The organism is Agromyces agglutinans (assembly GCF_009647605.1).
Taxonomy (GTDB): domain Bacteria; phylum Actinomycetota; class Actinomycetes; order Actinomycetales; family Microbacteriaceae; genus Agromyces; species Agromyces agglutinans.
In genome coordinates, this window is record NZ_WJIF01000006.1 from 94,910 (window position 1) to 117,347 (window position 22,438).

Here is a 22,438-nt window from a genome sequence, read left to right on the forward strand (position 1 = left end):
CCGGGGGTGCGCCGACGAATGCCGGACGTCGGCGACGCGCAGCGTCGCCCACACGTGCCGCCTCCCATCCGGACTTTCACCGTCGGTACCGGAATTCCACCGGTTCAACCGTTCGCGCGAGGCCTGTCGGCCACGCGCTCCCGGCTCGCGGACTGTCACCGCCGGTTCGGACTTGCACCGACCCCGGAGCACGTTTCTCATGTCGATTCTAGGTCAACGCGCTGGCGGGCCTCCTATTCCCGCGTCACGTCCGACGTCACGCGGGTGCACAGCCGCGTCAGCGGCAGGCGCGCGACGCCTCGATCTGCTCGTCGCTCGGCCGGCCGTACGCCTCGATGCCGGCGCCCGGCACGTCGTGGCCCATGCCGATCGCCCAGGCCGTCGCCCAGACCTCGTGGTCGCCGCCGAAGACGGGGGAGCGGAAGATCGCGGCGCACGCGTCGCGCACCACCTGGGTGTGCCCGACCTCGTGCACGACCACGGCGCGTGCGTTCGCATCGGGCCACGAGTCGGAGATCGAGTCGGTCAGGGTGATGAGGCCCCAGTCGTCGCCGTACTCGAAGAACTCGGCGGTGCCCGCGAACCAGCCGTCGCTCGGCCGCCCGGCGACCTCGTACGCCCACGCGAAGTCCAGCGGCACGCCCGCCGCGATCGATCGTGCGTAGGCCTCGATCTCGGCGCGCACGGGGTACCGGGGATCGAGCTTGCGTGCCTCCTCGGCGGCGTGCGCCGAACGGACGGCTGCGAGGCTCGTCGCGAGGGCCGTGAAATCGGCCGCTTCGGGCGGGGCGCCGATGTCGTCGATGGCATCGAGCGCGACATCGAGGTCGAGCCGGGTGCGGTGCGTCGCCGAGGGATGGGCTGCGAGCACGGCCTCGGCCAGTGCGACTGCGCTCGTCGAGATGTCGTCCATTCCGGCGTGGACCTCGTCGCGTGCGGCGACGAGAGCCTCGGCCGAGTGCTCGTGCTGCTCGGCGTCGGCTTCGCGCTTCGGCGTCAGCTCGCCCAGGCGTGCGCCCGAGGCGTACCTCGTCCAGACGGGAGCGGGCGCCCGGGGTTCCAGCTCGGCGACGCCGGGTGCGGCGTCGCCCGCCGGTGCCTCGGCCAGCACGCGCAACTCGTCGAGCTCGGCGTTCAGTGCTGCGAGCTCGGCCTCGCCGACGAGGTCGGCGGTCATCACCGGGCGGAGCGCGTCGGTGCGCCCGATCAGCTCCTCAGCGAATCGGCGTTCGTGCGACTCGGCGGAGACGGCCTCGGTGTGACGTTCGTCGGCGGCGCTCCATTCCGCCCAGGCGCGCTCGTGGAATCGGGCGGCGATGAGGTCGGTGGTGACGACCCCCGCCAGGGCGAAGCCCCCACCGAGCACGACGGCGAGCGTCGAAGCGGTCCACACGAGTCCGCGCCGGCGTCGGCGCGGCGTCGCGGGCGTCGCGGGCGGCGCCGGCGGTGTGTCGGGTTGGGCGGGCGTCGCGTCGGGGGCGATCACGGGCGCCGGACCCGCCGGGTCGCCGGTCGGGGCGCTCACGCGCGCAGCCGCTCGGCGAGCAACGTCGGCAGCTCGGCGAGTCCGGCGATCTCCACGACGCCGGATGCCTCGGCCGCGGCGGCCTCCTCGTCGGAGGGCACCGCGCCGAGACGGTTGAGCCAGATGCCGAGGAGTCCGGCCCGGGCCGCCCCGACCGCGTCGGTGATGAGCCGGTCGCCGACGTACGCGGCGGCCGTGACGGGCGCGTCGGCGCCGAAGACCTCGAGCGCGTGCCGGAAGATCGCGGCGTCGGGCTTGGTGACGCCGACCGCCCCCGAGGCGATGACGTGCGCGAACCGGCCGGGCAGCTCGAGTCGCACGATCTTGGCGGTCTGGAACTCGAGCTCGCCATTCGTGATGATGCCGAAGCGCACCCCCGGCACGCTCCGCTCGATGCCGTCGAGTGCCGGCAGGGCATCGGCGTGCAACGACCACGACTCGCGGTAGCGCTCGAAGTAGGCCGAGAACCAGGTGCCCGCCGCTTCATCGTCGAGCTCCACGCCGTGCGCCGCCGCGAAGTCGCGGGCCCTGGCCCGGCGCTGGGCCTCGAAGGTCAGCTCGCCCGCGAGGTACGAGTGGTAGTGCCGCTCCTCGAGCTCGTACCAGAGCCGCTGCATCGCCTCGGCGTCGGGCGCCGGCGCGTAGCCGAGGTCGTCGGCATGGCGGACGATGCCCGCCTCGACGGCCTCGCGATGGGCCATGAGCGTGTCGTCGAGGTCGAACAGCACGACCGGGGCGGGAACGCGCACGTCGCCCCTCGGCTCGTTCATCTCAGCGCCGGCGGACGAAGCCGACGCGGTCGTACACGTCGGCGAGCTTGCGCTCGGCACGCTCGGCCGCCTTGTCGGCGCCGTGTGCGAGCAGACGGTCGAGCTCTGCCGGGTCTTCCATGAGCTCGAGCGTGCGAGCGCGGATCGGCGAGAGCCGCTCGACGACCACTTCGGCCAGGTCCTTCTTCAGGTCGCCGTACCCGCGCCCGGCGTAGCTCTGCTCGAGGTCGGCGATGGGGGTGCCGGTCACGGTCGAGTAGATGTCGAGCAGGTTGGAGATGCCGGGCTTGGTCGCGGGGTCGTATCGGATCTCGCGCTCGGCGTCGGTGACCGCGCTCTTGAACTTCTTCGCCGTGACCGCCGGGTCGTCGAGCAGGCGCACGAGCCCGGAGTCGGAGGCCGCCGACTTCGACATCTTCGACGTCGGATCCTGCAGGTCGTAGATGCGCGCGGCCTCTTCGGGGATGTACGCCTCGGGCACGCGGAAGGTCTCGCCGAATCGCGAATTGAACCGGCCGGCCAGGTCGCGCGTGAGTTCGAGGTGCTGCCGCTGGTCGTCGCCGACGGGCACGAGGTTCGTGTCGTAGAGGAGGATGTCGGCGGCCATCAGCACCGGGTAGGTGAACAGGCCAACGGTCGTCGCCTCGGCTCCGTGCCTGGCCGACTTGTCTTTGAACTGGGTCATGCGGCTCGCCTCGCCGAAGCCGGTGATGGTGCTGAGCACCCACGCGAGCTCGGCGTGCGCGGGCACGTGCGACTGCACGAAGAGCGTCGAGCGCTCGGGGTCGATGCCGGCGGCGAGGTACTGGGCTGCGGTGAACCGGGTCTGGGTGCGCAACTCGGCCGGGTCTTGGGCGACCGTGATGGCGTGCAGGTCGACCACGCAATAGATCGGGTCGACCTCGTCTTGGAGCGCGACCCAGTTCACCAGGGCACCGAGGTAGTTGCCGAGGTGCAGCGAGCCGCTCGAGGGCTGCATGCCGGAGAAGACGATGGGGCGTGCGGTGTTCATGCGTGGAAGTCCTTGGGAGTCAGATGGCGTAGTCGACGACGAGGGGCGCGTGGTCGGACCATCGCTCGTCGTAGGCCGCGGCCCGGTCGACCCGCACGTCGACGACCGTCTCGGCGAGCGCCTTGGTCGCGAGCTGGTAGTCGATGCGCCAGCCGGCGTCGTTGTCGAAGGCCTTGCCCCGCCACGACCACCACGTGTACGGGCCGGCGACGTCGCCCGCCGCCTTGCGGCCGATGTCGACGAAGCCGAGGCCGGCGCCGTCGTTGTAGCCCGGCTCGCCCTCGGCGCCGACGAAGCGATCGAAGTAGGCCCGCTCCTCGGGGAGGAACCCGGCCTTCTTGAGATTGCCCTTCCAGTTCTTGATGTCGAGCGTGCGGTGGCCGACGTTGAGGTCGCCCATGACGACGGCGAGTTCGCTGTGCTCGGCGAGGCGCGGCAGGCGCTGCTCCATCGCGTCGAGGAACCGGAACTTCTCGACCTGCTTCGGGGTGTCGGCCTCGCCGGTATGCACGTACGCGCTCACGACGGTGACGATGCGGTCGCCGACCTCGTAGTCGGCCTCGAGCCAGCGGCCGGCGGTGTCGAAATCGGTCGTGCCGAACTCGACGCGGTGGATGTGCGCCTTGCGGCGGCTCGCGATCGCGACGCCCGCGCGGCCCTTGGCGGTCGCCGGGTCGTGCAGCACGTCCCAGTCGTCGCCGAGCAGGGCCGTGAGGTCGTCGGTCGAGGCCCGCACCTCTTGCAGGGCGAGGATGTCGATCTCGCGCCCGCTGAGCCACTCGCCCATGCCGCGCCGGAACGCGGCGCGCACTCCGTTGACGTTGGCGGTCGCGACACGGAGGGGCTTCGAGGGCATGCCTTGAATCCTATGGGAGGCGGCCGACATCGCCCGTCGATGAACGACCCGGAGCAGGTGTCGGCGACGGGGCCGGCGAACCACCCGGCAGGGTCGCCGACGACACCGCCGCTGCGGCCGCCGCTGAGGGCGGCGAGGCCTCGAGCGTTGCGAGCTCCTCCTGGGCCCTCGCGAGGTTGCGCTTCGCGCCGATCCGCCCGAACCATCCCGAGCGGTCGAACTCCTGCTGCGACATCCGCACCCGTACGCGAGCGGCCGTCACGAGCGCGCGATACTCCTGCAGCTCGCGCTCGGCCGCGAGCTCCTCGGCCGTGACCGCGCGCAGCGATTCGTGCGCGTCCTCGGCCTCCACCGCGACCCAGGCCGCGGCCACGAGGATCACGATGCTCGTGATGCGGAACCAGAGCAGGAGGCCGATGAACACGGCGAAGGTCGCCAGCAACGGGTTGTCGCTCGTGAAGGCCAGCACGACCGAGCTGAACAGTTGCAGCACCGTCAGCCCGGCTGATCCGAGGAGCGACCCGACCCACATCCGCCGCCAGGGCATGGCCGCGCCCGAGAGGAACCGGAACAGCGCCGCGAGGGCGAGGGTGTCGATCGCGAACACCACGACGAGGACACCCGCCTGCACGAAGAAGGTCGACCAGCCGGAGGTGAGGTCCCAGCCGAGCAGCGCGAGCCCCCAGTCGACGAAGTTCGTCGTGACGATCGACAGCGCGGTCGCCAGCAGCAGCACGAACCCGAAGCAGATCGCGGCCAGGAGGTCGCGGGCCTTCAGCAGCACGTACGAGCGGGTGTCCTTGGGCAGCCCGAACATGCTGCGCACGCCGATGCGGGCGTAGGTGACGAACCCGATCGCGGTCCAGACGAACCCGCCGAGCGCGATCGCGCCGGTCCAGCCGAAGACCCCGCTGTTGTCCTGCGCGATCTGGTCGAGCGTCGACTGGCTGATGACGCCGTCGTCACCGATCAGCCCGGGCGCGAAGGTATTGACGAGCGCTGCGAACGCATCCATGGCAGCCGCGTTGCCCACCAGCCAGATGCCCGCGATGGCGAACAGCACGTAGACGCCGGCGAACACCGCGAACAACGACTGGTAGCTCATGCCCGACGAGAGGATGAATCCGTTGCGCGCGAGGAACGCCCGCCAGACGCGCACGGGGAAGAGCGCGAGCGTGCGGTTCGTGATCGTGGTGACGCGCTGGATCTGCGGATCGAATCGCTCGCGCCACTGCGGTCCGCCGTCGGCGGCGTCCCTTTCCGTCCGATCGGCCACATGATCACGATAGCGACGGCCGCGTCGGCGAGTGGATGCCGCGCGCCGCGCATGCCCCGAATGACGCGGCCCGAGGCATCCCGGCGCGTGGCACCCGTTCAGGGGGCCCCTGTTCAGGTGGCACCCCTTTTGGTGTCGCTGAGGATCTGTCGGGTCTCTCCGCATCCTGCTTGACTGACCGCGATTGCGCGCCCGGGGGTGGTGTGCGCACACGTCGCGAAGGCACGAGGACGATGAGATCCCGAACGAACTCCGAGCAGGCCCTTCCCACTCGACGCTCGCGCCGTGAGCGCGAACACCGGCGCCGCAGGGGAGTCGCCGCGACGATCGCATCGGCGACGATCGCCGCGATGCTCGCGCTGGGCCTGCCCACCGTCGCGCTCGCCGGCGAGACGATCGAGGATCCCGCGGCGACGTCGGCCGAGTCGACGGAGTCCGAGGCGACGACCGAGGTGACGCCGACGGAGGAGACCCCCACCGAAGAGGCCCCCGCCGAGGAGACGCCCGCTGAAGAGGCGCCGGCCGAGGAGACCCCCGCCGAGGAGACCCCCGCGGAAGAGGCCCCCACTGGGGAGGCGCCAGCCGAGGAGGTGCCCGCCGACGAGCCCCCGGTCGAGGCGCCGCAGCTCAGGAAGGCCCCGGCCGCCGACCCCGGCGAAGGCGGGATCGGCACGATGTCCGTGCCGAACCCGGGCGCCGGCGAAGCGGTCATCACCGTCCGCACGGGCGACGTGCGCAGCATCGCCGACCCCAACTCGATCTCCCCGCTCGCGGGCGTGCAGCTCGGACTCTTCACCACGCGCACGGGCGGAACGCAGCTGTTCACCTGTACGGCCGACGCCGACGGCGACTGCAACTTCGTGATCCCGAACACCGGCGAGGGCGGTGTCAACCGCGACCGGGAGATGTGGGTCCGACAGATCGCGGCACCCGGTGGGTACTTCACCAACCCGACCCTCCGCACCGGCGACGCGTTCGGCGGCGACAACCAGTCGACGAGCTACAGCTTCCGGGTCGGTCTGCAGAGCGGCGGCACCTGGCAGGTCCGTTCCGGCCAGACGTACACCACCACACCGCCCGCCGAGTTCATGGTGAGCACGGGCAACGAGAACCGCGACGCCTCGGGCGGCGTGTGGCAGACCTCGCGGAACAACCCGGCCCTCCCGCAGCAGTGCGGCCTCGACGTCGCGCTGATCATGGACCTCTCGGGTTCGGTGAACCCGTCGATCGTGCAGGCCCGGCAGGCCGGCGTCACGCTCGTCAACTCGCTCGTCGGCACGCCCTCGCGCGTCGGCCTGTTCACGTTCGCCCAGGCGGCGCCCGCGAACAACAGCAACAACCAGAACCGGCCCATCAGCTCGGTGTCGACCCAGCCGAACGCGAACGTCGTCAACGGCTGGATCAACGGGCTCACGGCGCCGACGAACGGCACGACGAACTGGGACCGCGGCCTCTGGCAGGTCGCCAACTCCGCGACACCCTACGACGTGGCCATCATCCTCACCGACGGCAACCCCACGGTGTACGGCACCGAGTCGGCACCCGGCAGCTTCACCCGCATGCGCGAGGTCGAGAACGCGATCTTCTCTGCCAACGCGATCAAGTCGGAGGCGACGCGCGTCATCGCCCTCGGCGTCGGCTCGGGCGTGAGCGCTCCGTCGACGGCGCTGAACCTCCGCGCCATCTCGGGCGGCATCGCGTTCAACGGCAGCAACGCGGCCGCCGCCGACTACTACCAGACCGCGAACTACGCCGCGGCCGGCGAGGCGCTCAAGCAGATCGCGCTCGGCAACTGCCAGGGCGGCGTCTCGGTCACCAAGCAGGTCGTGCCGCCGGGCGGCACCATCGCGCAGGCGGTTCCCGCCGGCGGCTGGGGCATCACCGCGACCGAGCCCTCGGCCGGCGTCACGGTCGGCACCCCGAACCCCGCCGACGGCCTGACGGCCCCGGTGACGGGCTCGATCAGCTACCCGCTCGACTTCGCGGGCGGCACCAGCTCGGGCACGGTCGTGATCCGCGAGGCGCAGCAGCCGGGCCACACGATCATCCAGCAGGGCGGCCTCAACGCCGTCTGTCGCGACCTCAACACGAACACGCCGATCGCCGGGGTCACGAACAACACCTCCGTTCCCGGCCAGCCCGGCGTGAACGTGCCGGTGAGTCCGACCACCGCGGTCAGTTGCACGTTCACGAACCAGGCGCCGAACCCGGCGGCCACGGTCGTCGTCGACAAGTTCTGGGTCGTGAACGGCGCTCCGCCCATCGCGCACGGCGTGAACCCCGCGCTCACGGGCAACGCGAGCGTCAACGGCTCGATCGTCGGCTTCGGCTCGCTCAACGAGGGCTTCACTGCCGGCCAGACGATTCCGATCACCGAGGCCCTCGGCACCCTGCCGACGACCTGTACCCTCGTCAGCCAGCAGGTGACCGAGGTCAACGGCACGCCCGCCTCGCACAACCTCACGGGCGGCCCGTACCAGCTGCTGCTCGCGTCCGACGCCAACACGGTCGAGATCACGAACACCGTCAACTGCCCGACGAAGCTCACGCTCCGCAAGGATGTGGACGGCGACGGCGTCGCGACGAACCTGTGGACGCTCGACGCGGTCAACGGTCCGACCGACTTCCCGGCCGGCAGCGACTCGGGCACCGGCGTGACCGGTGAGGTCGCGCCTGACGCGGTCTACGGACTCGCCGAGACGGGCGGCGACCCCCGCTACGTGCAGGTCGACAACCGGAACCCGGATCTCTCCGTTCCCGGATCGACCGGCAGCTGGGCGTGCGTGCCGCTCGACGCGAACGGCAACCCGACCGGCGGCAACGCCGGCGGCCTCAACGGCGGCGTGATCGTCGGCTTCGGCAACTGGGTGCAGTGCACCGCGCTGAACCAGACCGCGCAGCTCACCCTCACCAAGGTGCTCCAGCCCCTGCCCGGCGTGACCGCCGACCCGGCGGACTGGGACCTCACCGCGACGCCTCAGGACCCGCAGATTCCCGGACTCGAGGCCGAGACCGTGACGAGCGGCGAAACCTTCCCGGTCCGCCCGGGCAAGGTCTACGACATCAGCGAGGCGGGCGGACCCGCCGGCTGGGAGCAGGTCTCGATCGAGTGCCGCACCACGCAGGACGGCGCCTGGACCACGGTCTCGACCGTGACCGTGAGCGCCAACCAGTCCGGCGAGTGCCGTGTCACGAACCGGCCGATCCCGCCGAAGCTGCAGCTGACCAAGGTCGTCACCGGCGACGTGGCCCCGCCCACGGCGTGGACGCTGAGCGCCACGCGCAACGACACGGCCCAGGTGGTCGCGTCGGGCGCCGGCGGCACGGCCGGCTTCGTGGAGGTTCCCGCCGGACAGGCGCTGACCCTCGCCGAGACGACCGCACTGCCCAACGCCGACCAGTTCGGCCCCGGCCAGTGGGTCTGCTCGCTCAACGACGGCCCGAACATCCCGGGCCCGGCGGTCGCACCGCTCGCCGCGGGCGACGAGATGGACTGCACGGTCACGAACACGCTGAACCCGTTCGTGCCGAGCATCACGAAGACGGCCGCGATCCCGGTCGCGAACGCCGACGGCACCTGGACGATCACGTACGACGTCGTGGTGTCCAACCCGAGCGCCTTCTCGCCGATCACCTACATCCTCTCCGACCAGCTCGACTTCGGTTCGGAGACGACGGTGAACAGCGCGAGCTACCAGCGGCTCACCCCGCTGCCGGAGGGCCCGTCGACCCCGTGGACCGTGGCCTTCGGCCAGGTGCAGGCCTTCGACGGCGAACCCGTGCTCGCTCCGGGAACCTCGCACACGTGGCGGGTGACCGTCAACGCGACCGTCGATGACGGCGCCGACTTCGACGGCTCGACGCAGGCCGCCTGCGACGAGCTCGATCCGGGCACCGTCGGCTTCCTGAACACGGCGACCATGTACGTCGGCCCGAGCGGCTACCAGGCATCCGACTGCGTGCTGCCCGTGAACCCGACGATCGCCAAGGTCGGCGGCACCGCCGTCGACAACGGCGACGGCACGTGGACACTGCCGTACACGGTCACCGTGACGAACCCGTCGGCGACGACCGGGATCGTGTACGACCTGGTCGACACGCTCGACCTGCCCGCCGACGTCACCGCGACCGGACCGGCCAGCGTGGTCTCCGCGCCGGTGCCGACGGTGCCGACGTGGACCGGCACCGCGCCGAACACGCTGCTCGCCGACGACGTCGCCCTCGCGGGCACCGCCGGCGTCGACCAGCACGTCTACCAGATCCAGGTGGTCGTCGAACTCGACGCCGACGACGGCCCCTTCACCTGCCCGAGCGAGAACGGCCTCAACAACGTCGTCACGCTCGTCTCGGGCAACCAGGAGACGGATGCCACGGGCTGCGTCACGATCGACACGCCCGACATCACGCACGACAAGTCGGTCGTGCCCGGCTCGGTGATGCAGGCTCCCGACGGCACATGGAGCATCACCTACGCGATCGACGTCGACAACCTGGACACCATCGGTGGTACGTACTCGCTCTCGGACGAGCTGCACTTCGGTGCCGGCATCGACCTCTCGGGTGCGACCTACTCGGTGACCCTCAACGGCGGCGCGGCCCCGCTCGCCTGGAGCGGAAGCGGTGATCTCGTCGTCGACCGCTACCTGGCCGGCGGAGCATCCGATCTCTGGAACATCTTCGTGTCGGGCATCGTGGTCGAGGGCCCGGAACTGACGCCCGCTCAGACGGCCTGCCCGCAGGACGCGAGCGACGGCGCGTTCAACAACGCCGGCACGCTGACGGTCGGCGGCGACGACACCGTCGACACCGCGTGCGACAGCCCCAGCGCACCGTCGATCGTCAAGAGCGGCGCGACCGCGACGCAGCAGCCGGATGCCACGTGGGACGTCAGCTACACGCTGACCGTGTCGAACACGGTCCCCAGATCGAAGCCGAGCGTCTACACGCTCGTGGACGAGCCCGGCTTCCCGGCATCCGTGACGCTGAACTCGTACACGGTCGAGGAGGTCTCGCCGGTCGCCGGCCCGATCGCCACCGACGTGTCGCCGGTTCCGGCGAGCATCCCGGTGGTCGCGGGTGAGTCGATCGCGACGGGAGCGACGCACGTGTACCGCGTGACGATCAACGCGACCGTGCCCGCGGGCCTGCCCGCCGGTGAGCGCGAGTGCGAGCCCGGCACGCCCGGAACGGGGTTCTTCAACACGGCCGTGCTGACCAGCGGCGAGATCGTCGACGAGTCGGAGGACTGCACGCCGATCGAGGAGGGCGGTCGCCCGACGATCGTCAAGGACGACCCGACCGTCACGCAGGACGCCGACGGCCTGTGGACGCTCGAGTACGACCTCACCGTGACGGGTAACGCCGACTTCATCTCGACGTACACGCTCACCGACACCCTGCGCTTCGGCCCGTCGATCGACATCGAGTCGGCGTCGTGGAGCGGCGAGGGCGACGACGGCACGTGGGCCGACCCCGAGGCGAACCCGACGACTACGATCGTCGGACCGGCGCCGAAGGTGATCGGCATCGACGAGGTGCACGAGTACACCGTCACGGTCACGGCGAACGTCGACGAGGGCGCGTTCAGCAACCCGACGACGCTCACCTGCGACCCGTCCGAGGCCGACCCGAACGTGGGCTTCCTCAACACGGCGACGCTCACGAGCGACGGCGTGCCCCAGTCCGACGACGGCTGCGGCCTGCCGGCGAGACCCGAGATCGTGAAGAGCCCGACGGGCACGGTTACCCAGGTCGGCGACGAGTGGGAGGCGACGTACGAGATCACCGTCGAGAACCTCAGCGACACGCAGGAGCTCATCTACGACCTGATCGACGCCCCCGACTTCGCCGGCGACGTCACGATCACCGACCGCGAGGTCGAGAGCGCCGACGTCACCGTGAACCCGGACTGGAACGGCGCGGAATCCACGGACAACGTGGTGGTCGAGGACCAGGCGCTGCCCGGTGGCGCGACCCACACGTTCACCGTGACGGTGACGTTCACGGTCGCTCCGGCGGATGACTCGCCCGAGCTCCGGTGCGAGGGCGAGGGTGGCAAGGGCCTGTTGAACTCCGCGACCGTCGTCTCCGGCGGCAGCTGGACGGATGACGCGTGCCACGAGGTGCCCGTGGTCGTCGAGTTGCTCAAGGTCTGGGTGATCGACGGCGGCGCACCCCTCGCGTGGGACAGCCCGGCACTGCCGCCCGGCTTCTCGGCGCAGGCCACGCTCGACGGCGCCAACGTCGACTGGGGCGTCGACAACGGTCCGTTCGAGCTCGGCGACGAGGTGGCGGTCGGCGAGACCGGCGTCACCGTTCCCGCGGGCTGCGAGATGGTGAACGGCGTCGGGAACGGCACGGGTGTGAAGACGCTCGTGGCGACGCACAACTCGTTCACGATCACGAACGAGGTCGACTGCACGCAGACGGTCAACCTCGAGAAGATCGTCGACAACCAGTACGGCGGTGACGCGGTGCCGGCCGACTGGACGGTCTCGGCGACGGCCGGCGACGTCGGCATCATCACCGGTGCCGGCACCGCGAGCGGACCGGTCGAGGTCGGCGTGGGCTACACCCTGAACGAGGTCTCGACCATCTGGGAGGACGGCGTCGAGTACGAGGTCTCCCAGACCTGGACCTGCACGTCCGAGCAGGGCGATGGCGCGTTCACGCTCGTGAGCGGCCCCGGTGCGACGAGCGCGACACTCACGGTGACCCAGCTCGGCGCGACCGTCGACTGCGAGATCACCAACACCGACCTCGCACCCACGCTGACCCTGATCAAGGTCGTCGAGCCCGAGGCGGTCGCCGAGGAGTTCCCGCCGACCCTGTGGACGCTCGAGGCCGCCGACGGCGACACCGTGGTGCTCACCGGCGACGGCGAGGCATCCGGCACCGTCGACTCGAACACGCCGTACGACCTCTCGGAGTCCGCGGACTTCGAGGGCTCCGATGAGTTCGCGGCCGGCGAGTGGGTCTGCCTGGTGACGAGCGAGACCCCGGCAGTGCCGGCGACCTTCGTCGACGGCGCGGTGACGCTCGAGCCCGGCCAGGAGGTCGAGTGCGAGATCGTCAACACCGCGCGGCCGGCCACCTACGAGTTCGAGAAGACGCTGACCTCCGTCGAGCAGCTGCCCGGCGGCGACTGGCGGATCGTCTACGATGTGACGGTCGAGAACACGAGTGCCGTCTCGCCGGTCACCTACACGCTCGAGGACTCGCTCGCCCTGTTCGGTGAGCCGATCTCGATCGAGAGCGCGGAATGGACGGCACCGGCGGGGGTCGAGCCCGCGTCCGGCAGCTGGACCGGCCTGCCCGACGACCGGGTGGAGACGCTCGCGACGAACGAGGTGCTCGGTGCCGGCGACAGCCACAGCTACACCGTGACCGTCATCGCACAGCCCCAGGTCGAGGCCCCCGTGCACGAGGAGACCGAGTGCACCCCGCCCGGCGAGTTCGAACCGGGTGGATTCCGCAACCTCGCGATCCTCACGGTCGGCGGCCTGCCGCTCGAGCGCAGCGTGTGCGCCGAACCGGACTTCCCGACCGCGGTCAAGACGGTCAGCGGCGGCCCGACCCTGAACGACGACGACACCTACACGGTGGAGTACGAGATCACGGTCACCGGCGCGGAGGACCACGCGACGTACTACGACCTGAGCGACACCCCGGCGCTGCCCGCCGGAGTGACGTTCACAGCCACGGCGGCCGACCCGGCCGGCGACCCGGTCGAGGGCTGGACCGGAACCGGCGATGGAACGGTGCTCGCGACGGATCGGCTGATCGCCGCCGGCGCGACCGAGACGTGGACGATCACGCTGATCGCCGACGTGTCGGAGCTCACGACCATCGACGACGCCCGCTGCGTCGAGGAAACCAGTGGTAAGGGCTTCTACAACGCGGGCGAGTTCAGCACCGGAGTGATCGTGACGCCGCTCGAGGGCTGCGTCGACATCCCGCCGGTGGACGTCGGCATCGTGAAGACGTTCGAGGACCTGCCCGAGGGCGAGAGCGCCATCGAGGCCGGCGACGAATTCACCTGGGTGCTCACCGTGACCAACCACGGCGACGCGGTCGACGGCCTCGTGGTGACCGACCTCATCGACCCGCAGCTCGAGGTGACCGGGCCGGCGACGTTCGATCCCGCCGCCGAACCGGACGGCACGTGGACGCAGGTCTCGGGTGACACCGACTCCGCGTTCGAGGCCGAGTACACCGGGACGTACCCCGAGGGCGCCGTCACGACGATCCGGATTCCGGTGCGGATGCTTGTGCCGCCGCCCGTCGAGACACCGCCGGCCGTCGACCCGAACGCGCCGCCGCCCGTGCTGCCGCCGCTCGACACCGAGCCGATCCCGAACGAGGCGTGCGTCGAGATCACCGGCGGGCTGCCGGGCGAGGGCGGACCGTTCCCGGTGGTGGACCTCGACCCGTCCAACGACTGCGACGACGCGGAGGTGCCCGTCAAGCGCATCCAGTCGGCCGCGTACGTGCGATGCATCGCGGACGTCCCGTGGCTGTATTTCGACGTGCAGGCGACGGAGAACGTCGAGCCCGGTGACATCACCGTCACCTGGACCTCGGCCGACCCGGACGGCGCCGGACCGCTCGAGCCGCTCACCCGGATCGACACGATCCCGTGGGAGGAGCGTGAGGGGCGCCTCCTCTGGCCCGGAGCCGCCGTCGACGAGAACGGCATCCCGTTCGAGTTCCCGGGCTGGCGTCCGGTGACCGAGGCCGACCTCGCCGATCCCGGCTCGGTGGTTCCCGGGCTCCGGTTCCTCGACCTGATCCTCGACGAGACGTCTCCGACGTTCCCGTGGCGCGGTGAGACCTACACCCCGTCGGGCGATCCCGAGAACCCGTGGATCGTCACGAAGGTGCCGCTCTCGGTCGAGTTCTCGGTGAACCCGTCGCAGACGGTGCTCGCGGCGTACCCGCAGGCGCTGCCCACCTGCGGCATCGACCGTCCGCCGCTGCTGGAGATCGAGAAGACCTCGAGCGTGACGAACGCCAAGCCCGGCTCGTCGTTCGAGTACACCCTCCAGGTGACCTCGACCGGCATCGGCGCGGCCGACCCGGTGACGCTGTTCGACGAGATCCCCGCCGACCTCCGGGTTGACTCGATCACGACGGCACCGGCGCCCGCGTTCCCCCGTTGGGAGAACTGCCAGGTCACCGGCAAGGACGCCTCGGGCTACGGAGGCAGCCTCCGATGCGACCTGCTCGGCGTGCTCGGGCCGAACATCACGGCCGCACCGCCGGTGACGCTCGACGTGACGCTGCGGCCCACGGCCAAGGCGACGAGCATCACCAACACCGGTGAGGTCTGCTACGGCAATGCCGACGATGAGGCCGACGGCATCGTCTGCGGCGAGTCGTCGGTGAGGATCACCGTGCCGCAGCCGACCGCGGTGACCGGCTTCGCCGGTGGCCCGTGGGTCTGGGCGGGTGCGAGCCTGCTGCTGCTCGGCGGCATCGCCGTGGTGCTCGCGATCAGCCGGCGACGTCGGGGGGACGTCACCGGGTGACGGGGAGGGCGGCGGCCGGGACGGCCGCCGCCACCCGGTCGCCGAGGCCCACCTGAATGCGGGCCCGGCGGTCGGAGGGAAGTCTCCCCGACATGACGAAGGGCCGGTGCCGTGAGGCACCGGCCCTTCGCCGTGGTCGTCGCCGATCGGCGTGGCATCCGCCCGTCAGGGCTTGCCGCGCATGACCGCCTGCTTGACCTCGGCGATCGCCTTCGTGACCTCGATGCCGCGCGGGCACGCCTCGGTGCAGTTGAAGGTCGTGCGGCAGCGCCACACGCCTTCCTTGTCGTTGAGGATGTCGAGGCGGACCTTCGCCTCGTCGTCGCGCGAGTCGAAGATGAAGCGGTGCGCGTTCACGATCGCGGCGGGGCCGAAGTACTGGCCGTCGGTCCAGAACACGGGGCAGCTCGACGTGCACGCGGCGCACAGGATGCACTTCGTGGTGTCGTCGAAGCGGGCGCGCTCGGCGACCGACTGCACGCGCTCCTTGCCGGGCGCGGCCGCCGTCTTCGGCTGCAGGAACGGCTGCACCTCGCGGTAGCTCGCGAAGAACGGCTCCATGTCGACGATGAGGTCCTTCTCGAGGGGCAGGCCCTTGATCGCCTCGACGTAGATCGGCTTCGAGATGTCGAGGTCCTTGATCAGCGTCTTGCACGCGAGCCGGTTGCGGCCGTTGATGCGCATCGCGTCGGACCCGCAGATGCCGTGTGCGCACGAGCGGCGGAACGTGAGCGAGCCGTCCTGCTCCCACTTGATCTTGTGCAGCGCATCGAGCACGCGGTCGGTGGGGTACATCTCGACGTCGAAGTCCTGCCAGCGCGGCTCGGTGTCGACGTCGGGGTCGAACCGGCGGATGAGGAACGTGACGGTGAAGGATTCGATGGGCGCGGCCTCTGCAGGCGGCTGCTCGAGCGTGGCGGTGCTCACGTCAGTACTTCCTCTCCATCGGCTGGTAGCGCGTCACGGTGACCGGCTTCCAGTCGAGCCGGATGTGGTCGGCCGCGTCGGACGAGTGCGCGTCGCCCGACAGGTAGGCCATCGTGTGCTGCATGTAGTTCTCGTCGTCGCGGTTCGGGAAGTCATCGCGCATGTGCCCGCCGCGGCTCTCTTCGCGGTTTCGGGCGGAGTAGACGACGACCTCGGCGAGGTCGAGCAGGAAGCCCAGCTCGACCGCCTCGAGCAGGTCGGTGTTGAACCGCTTGCCCTTGTCTTGCACGGCGACGTTGCGATAGCGCTCGCGCAGGCCCGCGATGACCTTCGTGACGTGGGCGAGCGACTCGTCGGTGCGGAACACCTGCGCGCCCTTGTCCATCTCGTCCTGGAGCTCCTTGCGGATCGCGGCGATGCGCTCGGTGCCGTTGGAGTCGCGCAGCTGGTCGAGCATCCCGCGCACGAAGGCGGCGGGATCCTCGGGCAGGGGAGTGAAGTCGACCGTCTTCACGTACTCGACCGCGTTGCGGCCGGCGCGCTTGCCGAAGACGTTGATGTCGAGCAGCGAGTTGGTGCCGAGCCGGTTCGAGCCGTGCACGGAGACGCACGCGCACTCGCCCGCGGCGTAGAGGCCGGGCACGACGGTCGTGTTGTCGGAGAGCACCTCGGCGCTCACGTTGGTCGGGATGCCGCCCATCGCGTAGTGCGCGGTCGGCATGACGGGCACCGGCTCGTAGACCGGGTCGACGCCGAGGTAGGTGCGGGCGAACTCGGTGATGTCGGGCAGCTTCGTCTCGAGCACCTCGGCGCCGAGGTGGGTGCAGTCGAGGAGCACGTAGTCCTTGTGCGGACCTGCGCCCCGGCCCTCGGCGACCTCTTGGACCATGCACCGGGCGACGATGTCGCGCGGCGCCAGGTCTTTGATGGTGGGGGCGTAGCGCTCCATGAACCGCTCGCCCGAGGCGTTGCGCAGGATCGCGCCCTCACCGCGGGCGCCCTCGGTGAGCAGGATGCCGAGGCCCGCGAGACCGGTCGGGTGGAACTGGAAGAACTCCATGTCCTCCAGCGGCAGGCCCTTGCGCCAGATGATGCCGACGCCGTCGCCCGTGAGCGTGTGCGCGTTCGACGTGGTCTTGTAGATCTTGCCGAAGCCGCCGGTCGCGAAGATCACGGCCTTCGCCTGGAAGACGTGCAGCTCGCCCGTGGCGAGCTCGTAGGCGACGATGCCCGACGGCTTCCGGCTGATCGTCCCATCGCCGGCGTCGACCTCGGTCATCACGAGGTCGAGCGCGTAGTACTCGTTGTAGAACTCGATGCCGAGGCGCACGCAGTTCTGGAACAGCGTCTGCAGGATCATGTGGCCCGTGCGGTCGGCCGCGTAGCAGGCGCGGCGCACCGGCGCCTTGCCGTGGTCGCGCGTGTGGCCGCCGAACCGGCGCTGGTCGATCTTGCCCTCGGGCGTGCGGTTGAAGGGCAGGCCCATGTTCTCGAGATCGATGACCGCGTCGATGGCCTCCTTCGCGAGGATCTCCGCCGCGTCCTGGTCGACGAGGTAGTCGCCGCCCTTCACGGTGTCGAAGGTGTGCCACTCCCAGCTGTCCTCCTCGACGTTCGCGAGGGCCGCGGCCATGCCGCCCTGGGCCGCGCCCGTGTGGGAGCGCGTCGGGTAGAGCTTCGAGATGACCGCGGTCTTCGCGCCGGGGCCGGCCTCGATCGCCGCGCGCATGCCGGCGCCGCCGGCGCCGACGATCACGATGTCGTACTGGTGGTAGTGGACGCCGTCGACGACCTTGGTCTCGACGTGGTTCTCGGTGGTCACAGGTCTCCTATGCGGCGCAGAACGAGGGCAGCAGGTCGGCGGGGGAGCCGGCGGGGCACGGTTCGAAGGTGAAGACGACGAGCGTGCCGAGCACGATCAGGACCACGACGGAGGCCAGCAGGGCCCCCTTCAGGATCCGCTGGACGGTGCCCGGCTTCGTGTAGTCGTTGACGACCGTGCGCATGCCGTTCGCGCCGTGGATGAGCGCGAGCCAGAGCATGGTGACGTCCCACCACTGCCAGAACGGGTCGGCCCACTTGCCGCCGACGAAGCCGAAGTCGATGGCCTTGACGCCCTCGCCGACCATGAGGTTGACGAAGAGGTGGCCGAACACGAGCACCACGAGCACGACGCCCGAGATGCGCATGTAGATCCAGCCCCACTTCTCCCAGTTGGTGCCGCGGCGACGGGGTTCGTCGGGGAATGGGATCGCAGTCATCCGGCGGCTCCTTAGTGGCTGAAGACGTTGATGAGGTGGCGGGGGGTGAAGCCGAGCATCACGATGACCCACAGCCCGATGACGATCCAGAAGAGCAGCTTCTGGTGGCGCGTCGCCCAGGCCCAGAAGTCGACCAGGATCACCCGGATGCCGTTGAACGCGTGGAACACGATGGCGCCGACGAGGGCCACCTCGCCGAGGCCCATGATGGGCGTCTGGTAGGTGCCGATGACCGCGTTGTACGCCTCGGGGCTCACCCGCACGAGCGCGGTGTCGAGGATGTGCACGAGGAGGAAGAAGAAGATCGCGACGCCGGTGATGCGGTGCAGGACCCACGACCACATGCCCTCGCGGCCGCGGTAGAGCGTGCCGCCCGGCCGCTCCTTGGCCGGGGTGGGTGCGGTCAGGGTTCGTGCCTGAGAATCTGGCATGAACAACCCTCCATGGCTGTGTGAGACGCCCCGAATGAGCGCGCCGATGGGCGTGAAGGCCCGACGGGAGTCTACTCGGAGGCCTGTCGCGCCGCTGCTTAGGGCGCCCTAACTGTCTCGACGTCGAGACAACTCGGAACCGCCATGCGGCCCGTCACCCCGGCCGATACGCTGGGCGGATGCACGATGCACCGCTCGACCGCTTCACCAGCGTGATCCCCGCGGGGGGCGTGGGCTCCCGGCTGTGGCCGCTCTCGCGCGCCGACGCGCCGAAGTTCCTGCACGACCTCACCGGGTCCGGGCAGACGCTGCTGAAGGACACGTGGGACCGGCTGGTGCCGCTCTCGGGTGCCGGGCGCATCATGGTCGTCACCGGACGCGCGCACCGCGCCGCGGTCGAGGCGCAGCTGCCCGACCTGGAGGACCGCAACATCGTGCTCGAGAGCGAGCCGCGCGACTCGACGGCCGCGATCGGCCTCGCGGCGGCCATCCTCGAGCGCCGCGAGCCCGGGGTGATCATCGGCTCGTTCGCCGCCGACCACGTGATCTCGGGCGACGCGCTGTTCCGCCAGGCCGTCACCGACGCCGTCGCCGCGGCCGATGCCGGCTACATCGCGACGATCGGCATCACCCCGACCGAGCCCGCCGTCGGGTTCGGCTACATCGAGTGCGGCCCGGATCTCGAGGTCCCCGGCGCCGAGCACGTCGAGGCCGTCGCCAGTTTCGTCGAGAAGCCCGACCTCGAGACCGCGAAGGCCTACCTTTCGGGCGGTCGCCACCTCTGGAACGCGGGCATGTTCATCGCTCGGGCCGACCAGCTGCTGGCCGAGATCGAGCGCAACAAGCCCGAGCTGCACGCGGGGCTCGTCGAGCTCGCCGCAGCCTGGGACGACCCGACCACGCGCGGCCCCGCCGTCGACCGCATCTGGCCGACGCTCGAGAAGATCGCGATCGACTACGCGGTCGCCGAGCCGGCCGCGGCCGCCGGGCGTCTCGCCGTCGTGCGCGGCCACTTCCAGTGGGACGACGTCGGCGACTTCGCCTCGCTGGCGAAGCTCAACACGGCCGGACGGTCGGGTGAGCTCGCGATCCTCGGCGAGAACGCCCGCGTGCTGTCGGATGCCTCGAGCGGCATCGTCGTGAGCCGCGCCAACCGCGTGATCAGCCTGATCGGCGTGCACGACATCGTCGTCGTCGATACCCCCGACGCGCTGTTGGTCACCACGAGCGAGCACGCGCAGCGCGTGAAGGCCGTCGTCGACGCCCTTCGTCTGGGCGGCTCGAGCGACGTGCTCTGATCGCCCGGATCCCACGCAGACCAGAGCACGCACTGAGTAGAAGGAGCAGCGGATGTCCCGAGCCCGGCGTTTCCTCGTGATCGGAGCCGCCGTCGCGGCATCCCTGTCGCTGGCGGCCTGCCAGCCCGCGCCCGAGGCGGGGGATGAGGCATCCGATGCCGAGATCTGCGCGCGCATGGTCACGAATTCGGGCGGCCTCGAGGACCGCTCGTTCAACCAGTCGAGCTGGGAGGGTCTGCAGCTCGCCGAAGACGAGTACGGCATCGAGGCCGAGGCGCTGGTGTCGACCGGTGAGACCGACCTCGCGCCGAACGTGCAGCAGGCCGTCGACTCCGGGTGCGAACTCGTCGTGACCGTCGGGTGGGAGCTGGCCGAGGCGACCGCCGAGCAGGCGGCGGCGCATCCCGACACCGCGTTCGCGATCGTCGACGAGAGCGTCGAGGCCGACAACGTCAAGCCCGTGGTGTTCGACACCGCGCAGGCGGCGTTCCTGGCCGGATACCTCGCCGCCGGGGTCTCGAAGACCGGCGTGGTCGCGACCTTCGGCGGCGGCAACCAGCCGCCGGTGACCCTGTTCATGGACGGCTTCGTCGACGGCGTGGCGGCGTACAACGCGGCGCACGGCGCGCAGGTGCGCGCCCTGGGCTGGGACAAGGCCGCGCAGGACGGCGCGTTCACGGGCGACTTCGAGGACATCAACAAGGGCAAGGTGCTGACCGAGGGCTTCATCGACCAGGGTGCCGACGTGATCCTGCCGGTCGCGGGCCAGGTCGGCGAGGGCGCCGCGGCGGCCGCGGTCGAGCGCGAGGGCGTCTCGGTGATCTGGGTCGACAGCGACGGCTACGACACCCTGCCCGCCGAGTACCGGCCCGTGCTGCTCACCAGCGTGCTGAAGAACACTCAGCAGGCCATGGTCGAGATCGTCGGCGATGTCGTCGACGACGCGTTCGCGAACGAGCCGTACATCGGCACGCTGGAGAACGGGGGCGTCGAGATCGCGCCGTACCACGACCTCGAGGCGCTCGTTCCCGCCGAGCTCGACGCGGAGGTCGAGGCGCTCCGGCAGCAGATCATCTCGGGCGAGCTGGTCGTGGAGTCGCCCAGCGCGCCGCGCGCACGGTAGCGGCCGGGGTGGCCCCTGCGCGGGGGACACCCGTGCTGCTCATATGAGCAGATTGTCGCTACTTGATAACCATTGGATTGCACGGCCCCATCGGGCCGGGGCGGTCGACGCAACATTGGGTAACGTGATTGCACCAACCCCGCGACGGTCGGGGTGTGCGTCTTTGGAGGACACTGTGACGTTCACGACGAAGAAGGCCGCCCTCAGCGGCCTCGCGATGTTCGGAGCGGCCGCGCTGCTCGCCGGCTGCGCATCCGCCCCCGAGGAGTCGGGCGGCGACGGCGGGGGCGAGGCGCTCGACTTCCTGCCCTGCATGGTGTCCGACGCCGGCGGATTCGACGACAAGTCCTTCAACCAGCTCGGCTTCCAGGGCCTGCAGGCCGCGGCCGAAGAGCTCGGCGTCGAGTACAACGAGGTCGAGTCCGCGGCCGAGACCGACTACGCGGCGAACCTCTCGAGCCTCGTCGACCAGGGCTGCAACGCCATCGTCACCGTCGGCTTCCTGCTGGCGCCCGCCGCCCTCGAGTCGGCGCAGCAGAACCCCGACATCGAGTACATCTCGATCGACGACCCGGTGGACCAGGACTTCGACGGCACGACCGACGCCGAGAACATCAAGCCCATCATCTTCGACACCGCGCAGGCCGCGTTCCTCGCCGGGTACCTCTCGGCGGGCGTCTCGCAGACCGGCGTCGTCGGCACCTTCGGCGGCATGAACATCCCGACCGTCACCATCTTCATGGACGGCTTCGCCCAGGGCGTCGACCACTACAACGAGGAGAACGGCACCGCCGTCAAGGTCGTCGGCTGGGACCGCGCCGCCGAAGACGGCTCGTTCACGGGCGGCTTCGAGGCCAACGACACCGCGCGCCAGCTCGCGCAGGGCATCATCGACCAGAACGTCGACGTGCTGCTGCCGGTCGGTGGCCCGATCTACCAGTCGGCCGCCGCGGCCATTGAAGACTCGGGTCGCGAGATCGCCCTCATCGGCGTCGACGCAGACGTCTTCGAGACCGACCCGTCGGTCGGCTCGCTGCTGCTGACGTCGATCATGAAGGGCATCGACGTCGGCGTGCACGAGGCCATCGTCGAGGCCGGCAACGGCGAGTTCGACACCACGCCGTTCGTCGGAACGCTCGAGAACGACGGCGTCGGCCTCGCCGACTACCACGACTGGGCCGACCGCGTGCCCGCCGAGCTCGACGCCAAGCTCCAGGAGCTGCGCGACGCGATCGTCGCCGGCGACATCGAGGTGGAGTCCTACCTGGCCGAGTAGGGCCGACGACGCGACGGGGAGGCAGGCTGACGCCGGCCTCCCCGTCGCCGTTCCCACGGATGCGCGGCATCCGCAACACCTGAGCAGCCGGCCCGAGCCGCTGCCGACATCTGCGCAGCACCTGCTGCATCCGCAGGCCCATCACTAGGATCG

13 protein-coding genes and 1 riboswitch are annotated in these 22,438 nt (G+C 70.4%); of the genes, 4 read left to right on the forward strand and 9 right to left on the reverse strand.

From position 1 onward, the window contains the following. Nucleotides 1-50 precede the first annotated feature (50 nt). Nucleotides 51-196, reverse strand: a riboswitch (FMN riboswitch). Nucleotides 197-277: 81 nt separating this feature from the next. The 5 genes from GE115_RS11585 to GE115_RS11605 are packed head-to-tail and all read right to left on the reverse strand — an operon-like array spanning nucleotide 278 to nucleotide 5,439. Continuing rightward, entirely contained in the window at nucleotides 278-1,525 is a 1,248-nt protein-coding gene (locus tag GE115_RS11585) for a hypothetical protein (protein WP_153684954.1), read from the reverse strand. After that, a complete protein-coding gene (locus GE115_RS11590; RefSeq protein WP_153684955.1) occupies nucleotides 1,522-2,295 on the reverse strand; it encodes an HAD family hydrolase in 774 nt (257 codons plus the stop codon). Before GE115_RS11590 ends, GE115_RS11585 begins: the two co-directional genes overlap by 4 nt. Before the next feature lies 1 nt (nucleotide 2,296). Further along, entirely contained in the window at nucleotides 2,297-3,307 is a 1,011-nt protein-coding gene (gene trpS, locus GE115_RS11595; RefSeq protein ID WP_153684956.1) for a tryptophan--tRNA ligase, read from the reverse strand. Nucleotides 3,308-3,326: 19 nt separating this feature from the next. Beyond that, nucleotides 3,327-4,163 carry an exodeoxyribonuclease III gene (locus GE115_RS11600; protein ID WP_153684957.1) on the reverse strand — a complete coding sequence of 279 codons (837 nt, stop codon included), beginning with the start codon at nucleotides 4,161-4,163 and terminating at the stop codon, nucleotides 3,327-3,329. A gap of 10 nt (nucleotides 4,164-4,173) precedes the next feature. Beyond that, complete coding sequence (locus GE115_RS11605; RefSeq protein ID WP_312855101.1) at nucleotides 4,174-5,439, reverse strand: YihY/virulence factor BrkB family protein; 1,266 nt, start codon at nucleotides 5,437-5,439, stop codon at nucleotides 4,174-4,176. Nucleotides 5,440-5,672: 233 nt separating this feature from the next. Between GE115_RS11605 and GE115_RS11610 the strand changes: the two genes are divergently transcribed. Continuing rightward, complete coding sequence (locus GE115_RS11610) at nucleotides 5,673-14,969, forward strand: VWA domain-containing protein (RefSeq protein WP_153684959.1); 9,297 nt, start codon at nucleotides 5,673-5,675, stop codon at nucleotides 14,967-14,969. Nucleotides 14,970-15,134: 165 nt separating this feature from the next. Here GE115_RS11610 and GE115_RS11615 read toward each other — a convergent pair whose 3' ends face one another. Genes GE115_RS11615 through sdhC form a run of 4 tightly spaced genes read right to left on the reverse strand, consistent with a single transcriptional unit; the run spans nucleotide 15,135 to nucleotide 18,588 of the window. Continuing rightward, on the reverse strand, nucleotides 15,135-15,896 hold the full coding sequence (locus tag GE115_RS11615) for a succinate dehydrogenase iron-sulfur subunit (protein ID WP_312855102.1): 762 nt from the start codon (nucleotides 15,894-15,896) through the stop codon (nucleotides 15,135-15,137). A gap of 1 nt (nucleotide 15,897) precedes the next feature. Continuing rightward, complete coding sequence (sdhA, locus tag GE115_RS11620) at nucleotides 15,898-17,718, reverse strand: succinate dehydrogenase flavoprotein subunit (RefSeq protein WP_312855103.1); 1,821 nt, start codon at nucleotides 17,716-17,718, stop codon at nucleotides 15,898-15,900. Nucleotides 17,719-17,725: 7 nt separating this feature from the next. Then, nucleotides 17,726-18,157 (reverse strand): succinate dehydrogenase hydrophobic membrane anchor subunit, encoded by a 432-nt coding sequence (locus GE115_RS11625; protein ID WP_153684960.1) that lies wholly within the window; start codon nucleotides 18,155-18,157, stop codon nucleotides 17,726-17,728. A gap of 11 nt (nucleotides 18,158-18,168) precedes the next feature. Beyond that, complete coding sequence (sdhC, locus tag GE115_RS11630; protein WP_153684961.1) at nucleotides 18,169-18,588, reverse strand: succinate dehydrogenase, cytochrome b556 subunit; 420 nt, start codon at nucleotides 18,586-18,588, stop codon at nucleotides 18,169-18,171. 179 nt (nucleotides 18,589-18,767) lie between these two features. On the opposite strand from sdhC, the gene GE115_RS11635 reads away from it, so the two are divergent. The 3 genes from GE115_RS11635 to GE115_RS11645 all read left to right on the forward strand — a co-directional run bounded on the left by GE115_RS11635 (nucleotide 18,768) and on the right by GE115_RS11645 (nucleotide 22,285). Then, entirely contained in the window at nucleotides 18,768-19,886 is a 1,119-nt protein-coding gene (locus tag GE115_RS11635; protein ID WP_153684962.1) for a mannose-1-phosphate guanylyltransferase, read from the forward strand. Nucleotides 19,887-19,938: 52 nt separating this feature from the next. Further along, on the forward strand, nucleotides 19,939-21,009 hold the full coding sequence (locus tag GE115_RS11640) for a BMP family lipoprotein (RefSeq protein ID WP_153684963.1): 1,071 nt from the start codon (nucleotides 19,939-19,941) through the stop codon (nucleotides 21,007-21,009). Nucleotides 21,010-21,184: 175 nt separating this feature from the next. After that, a complete protein-coding gene (locus GE115_RS11645) occupies nucleotides 21,185-22,285 on the forward strand; it encodes a BMP family lipoprotein (RefSeq protein ID WP_312855104.1) in 1,101 nt (366 codons plus the stop codon). Nucleotides 22,286-22,438: the final 153 nt, after the last annotated feature.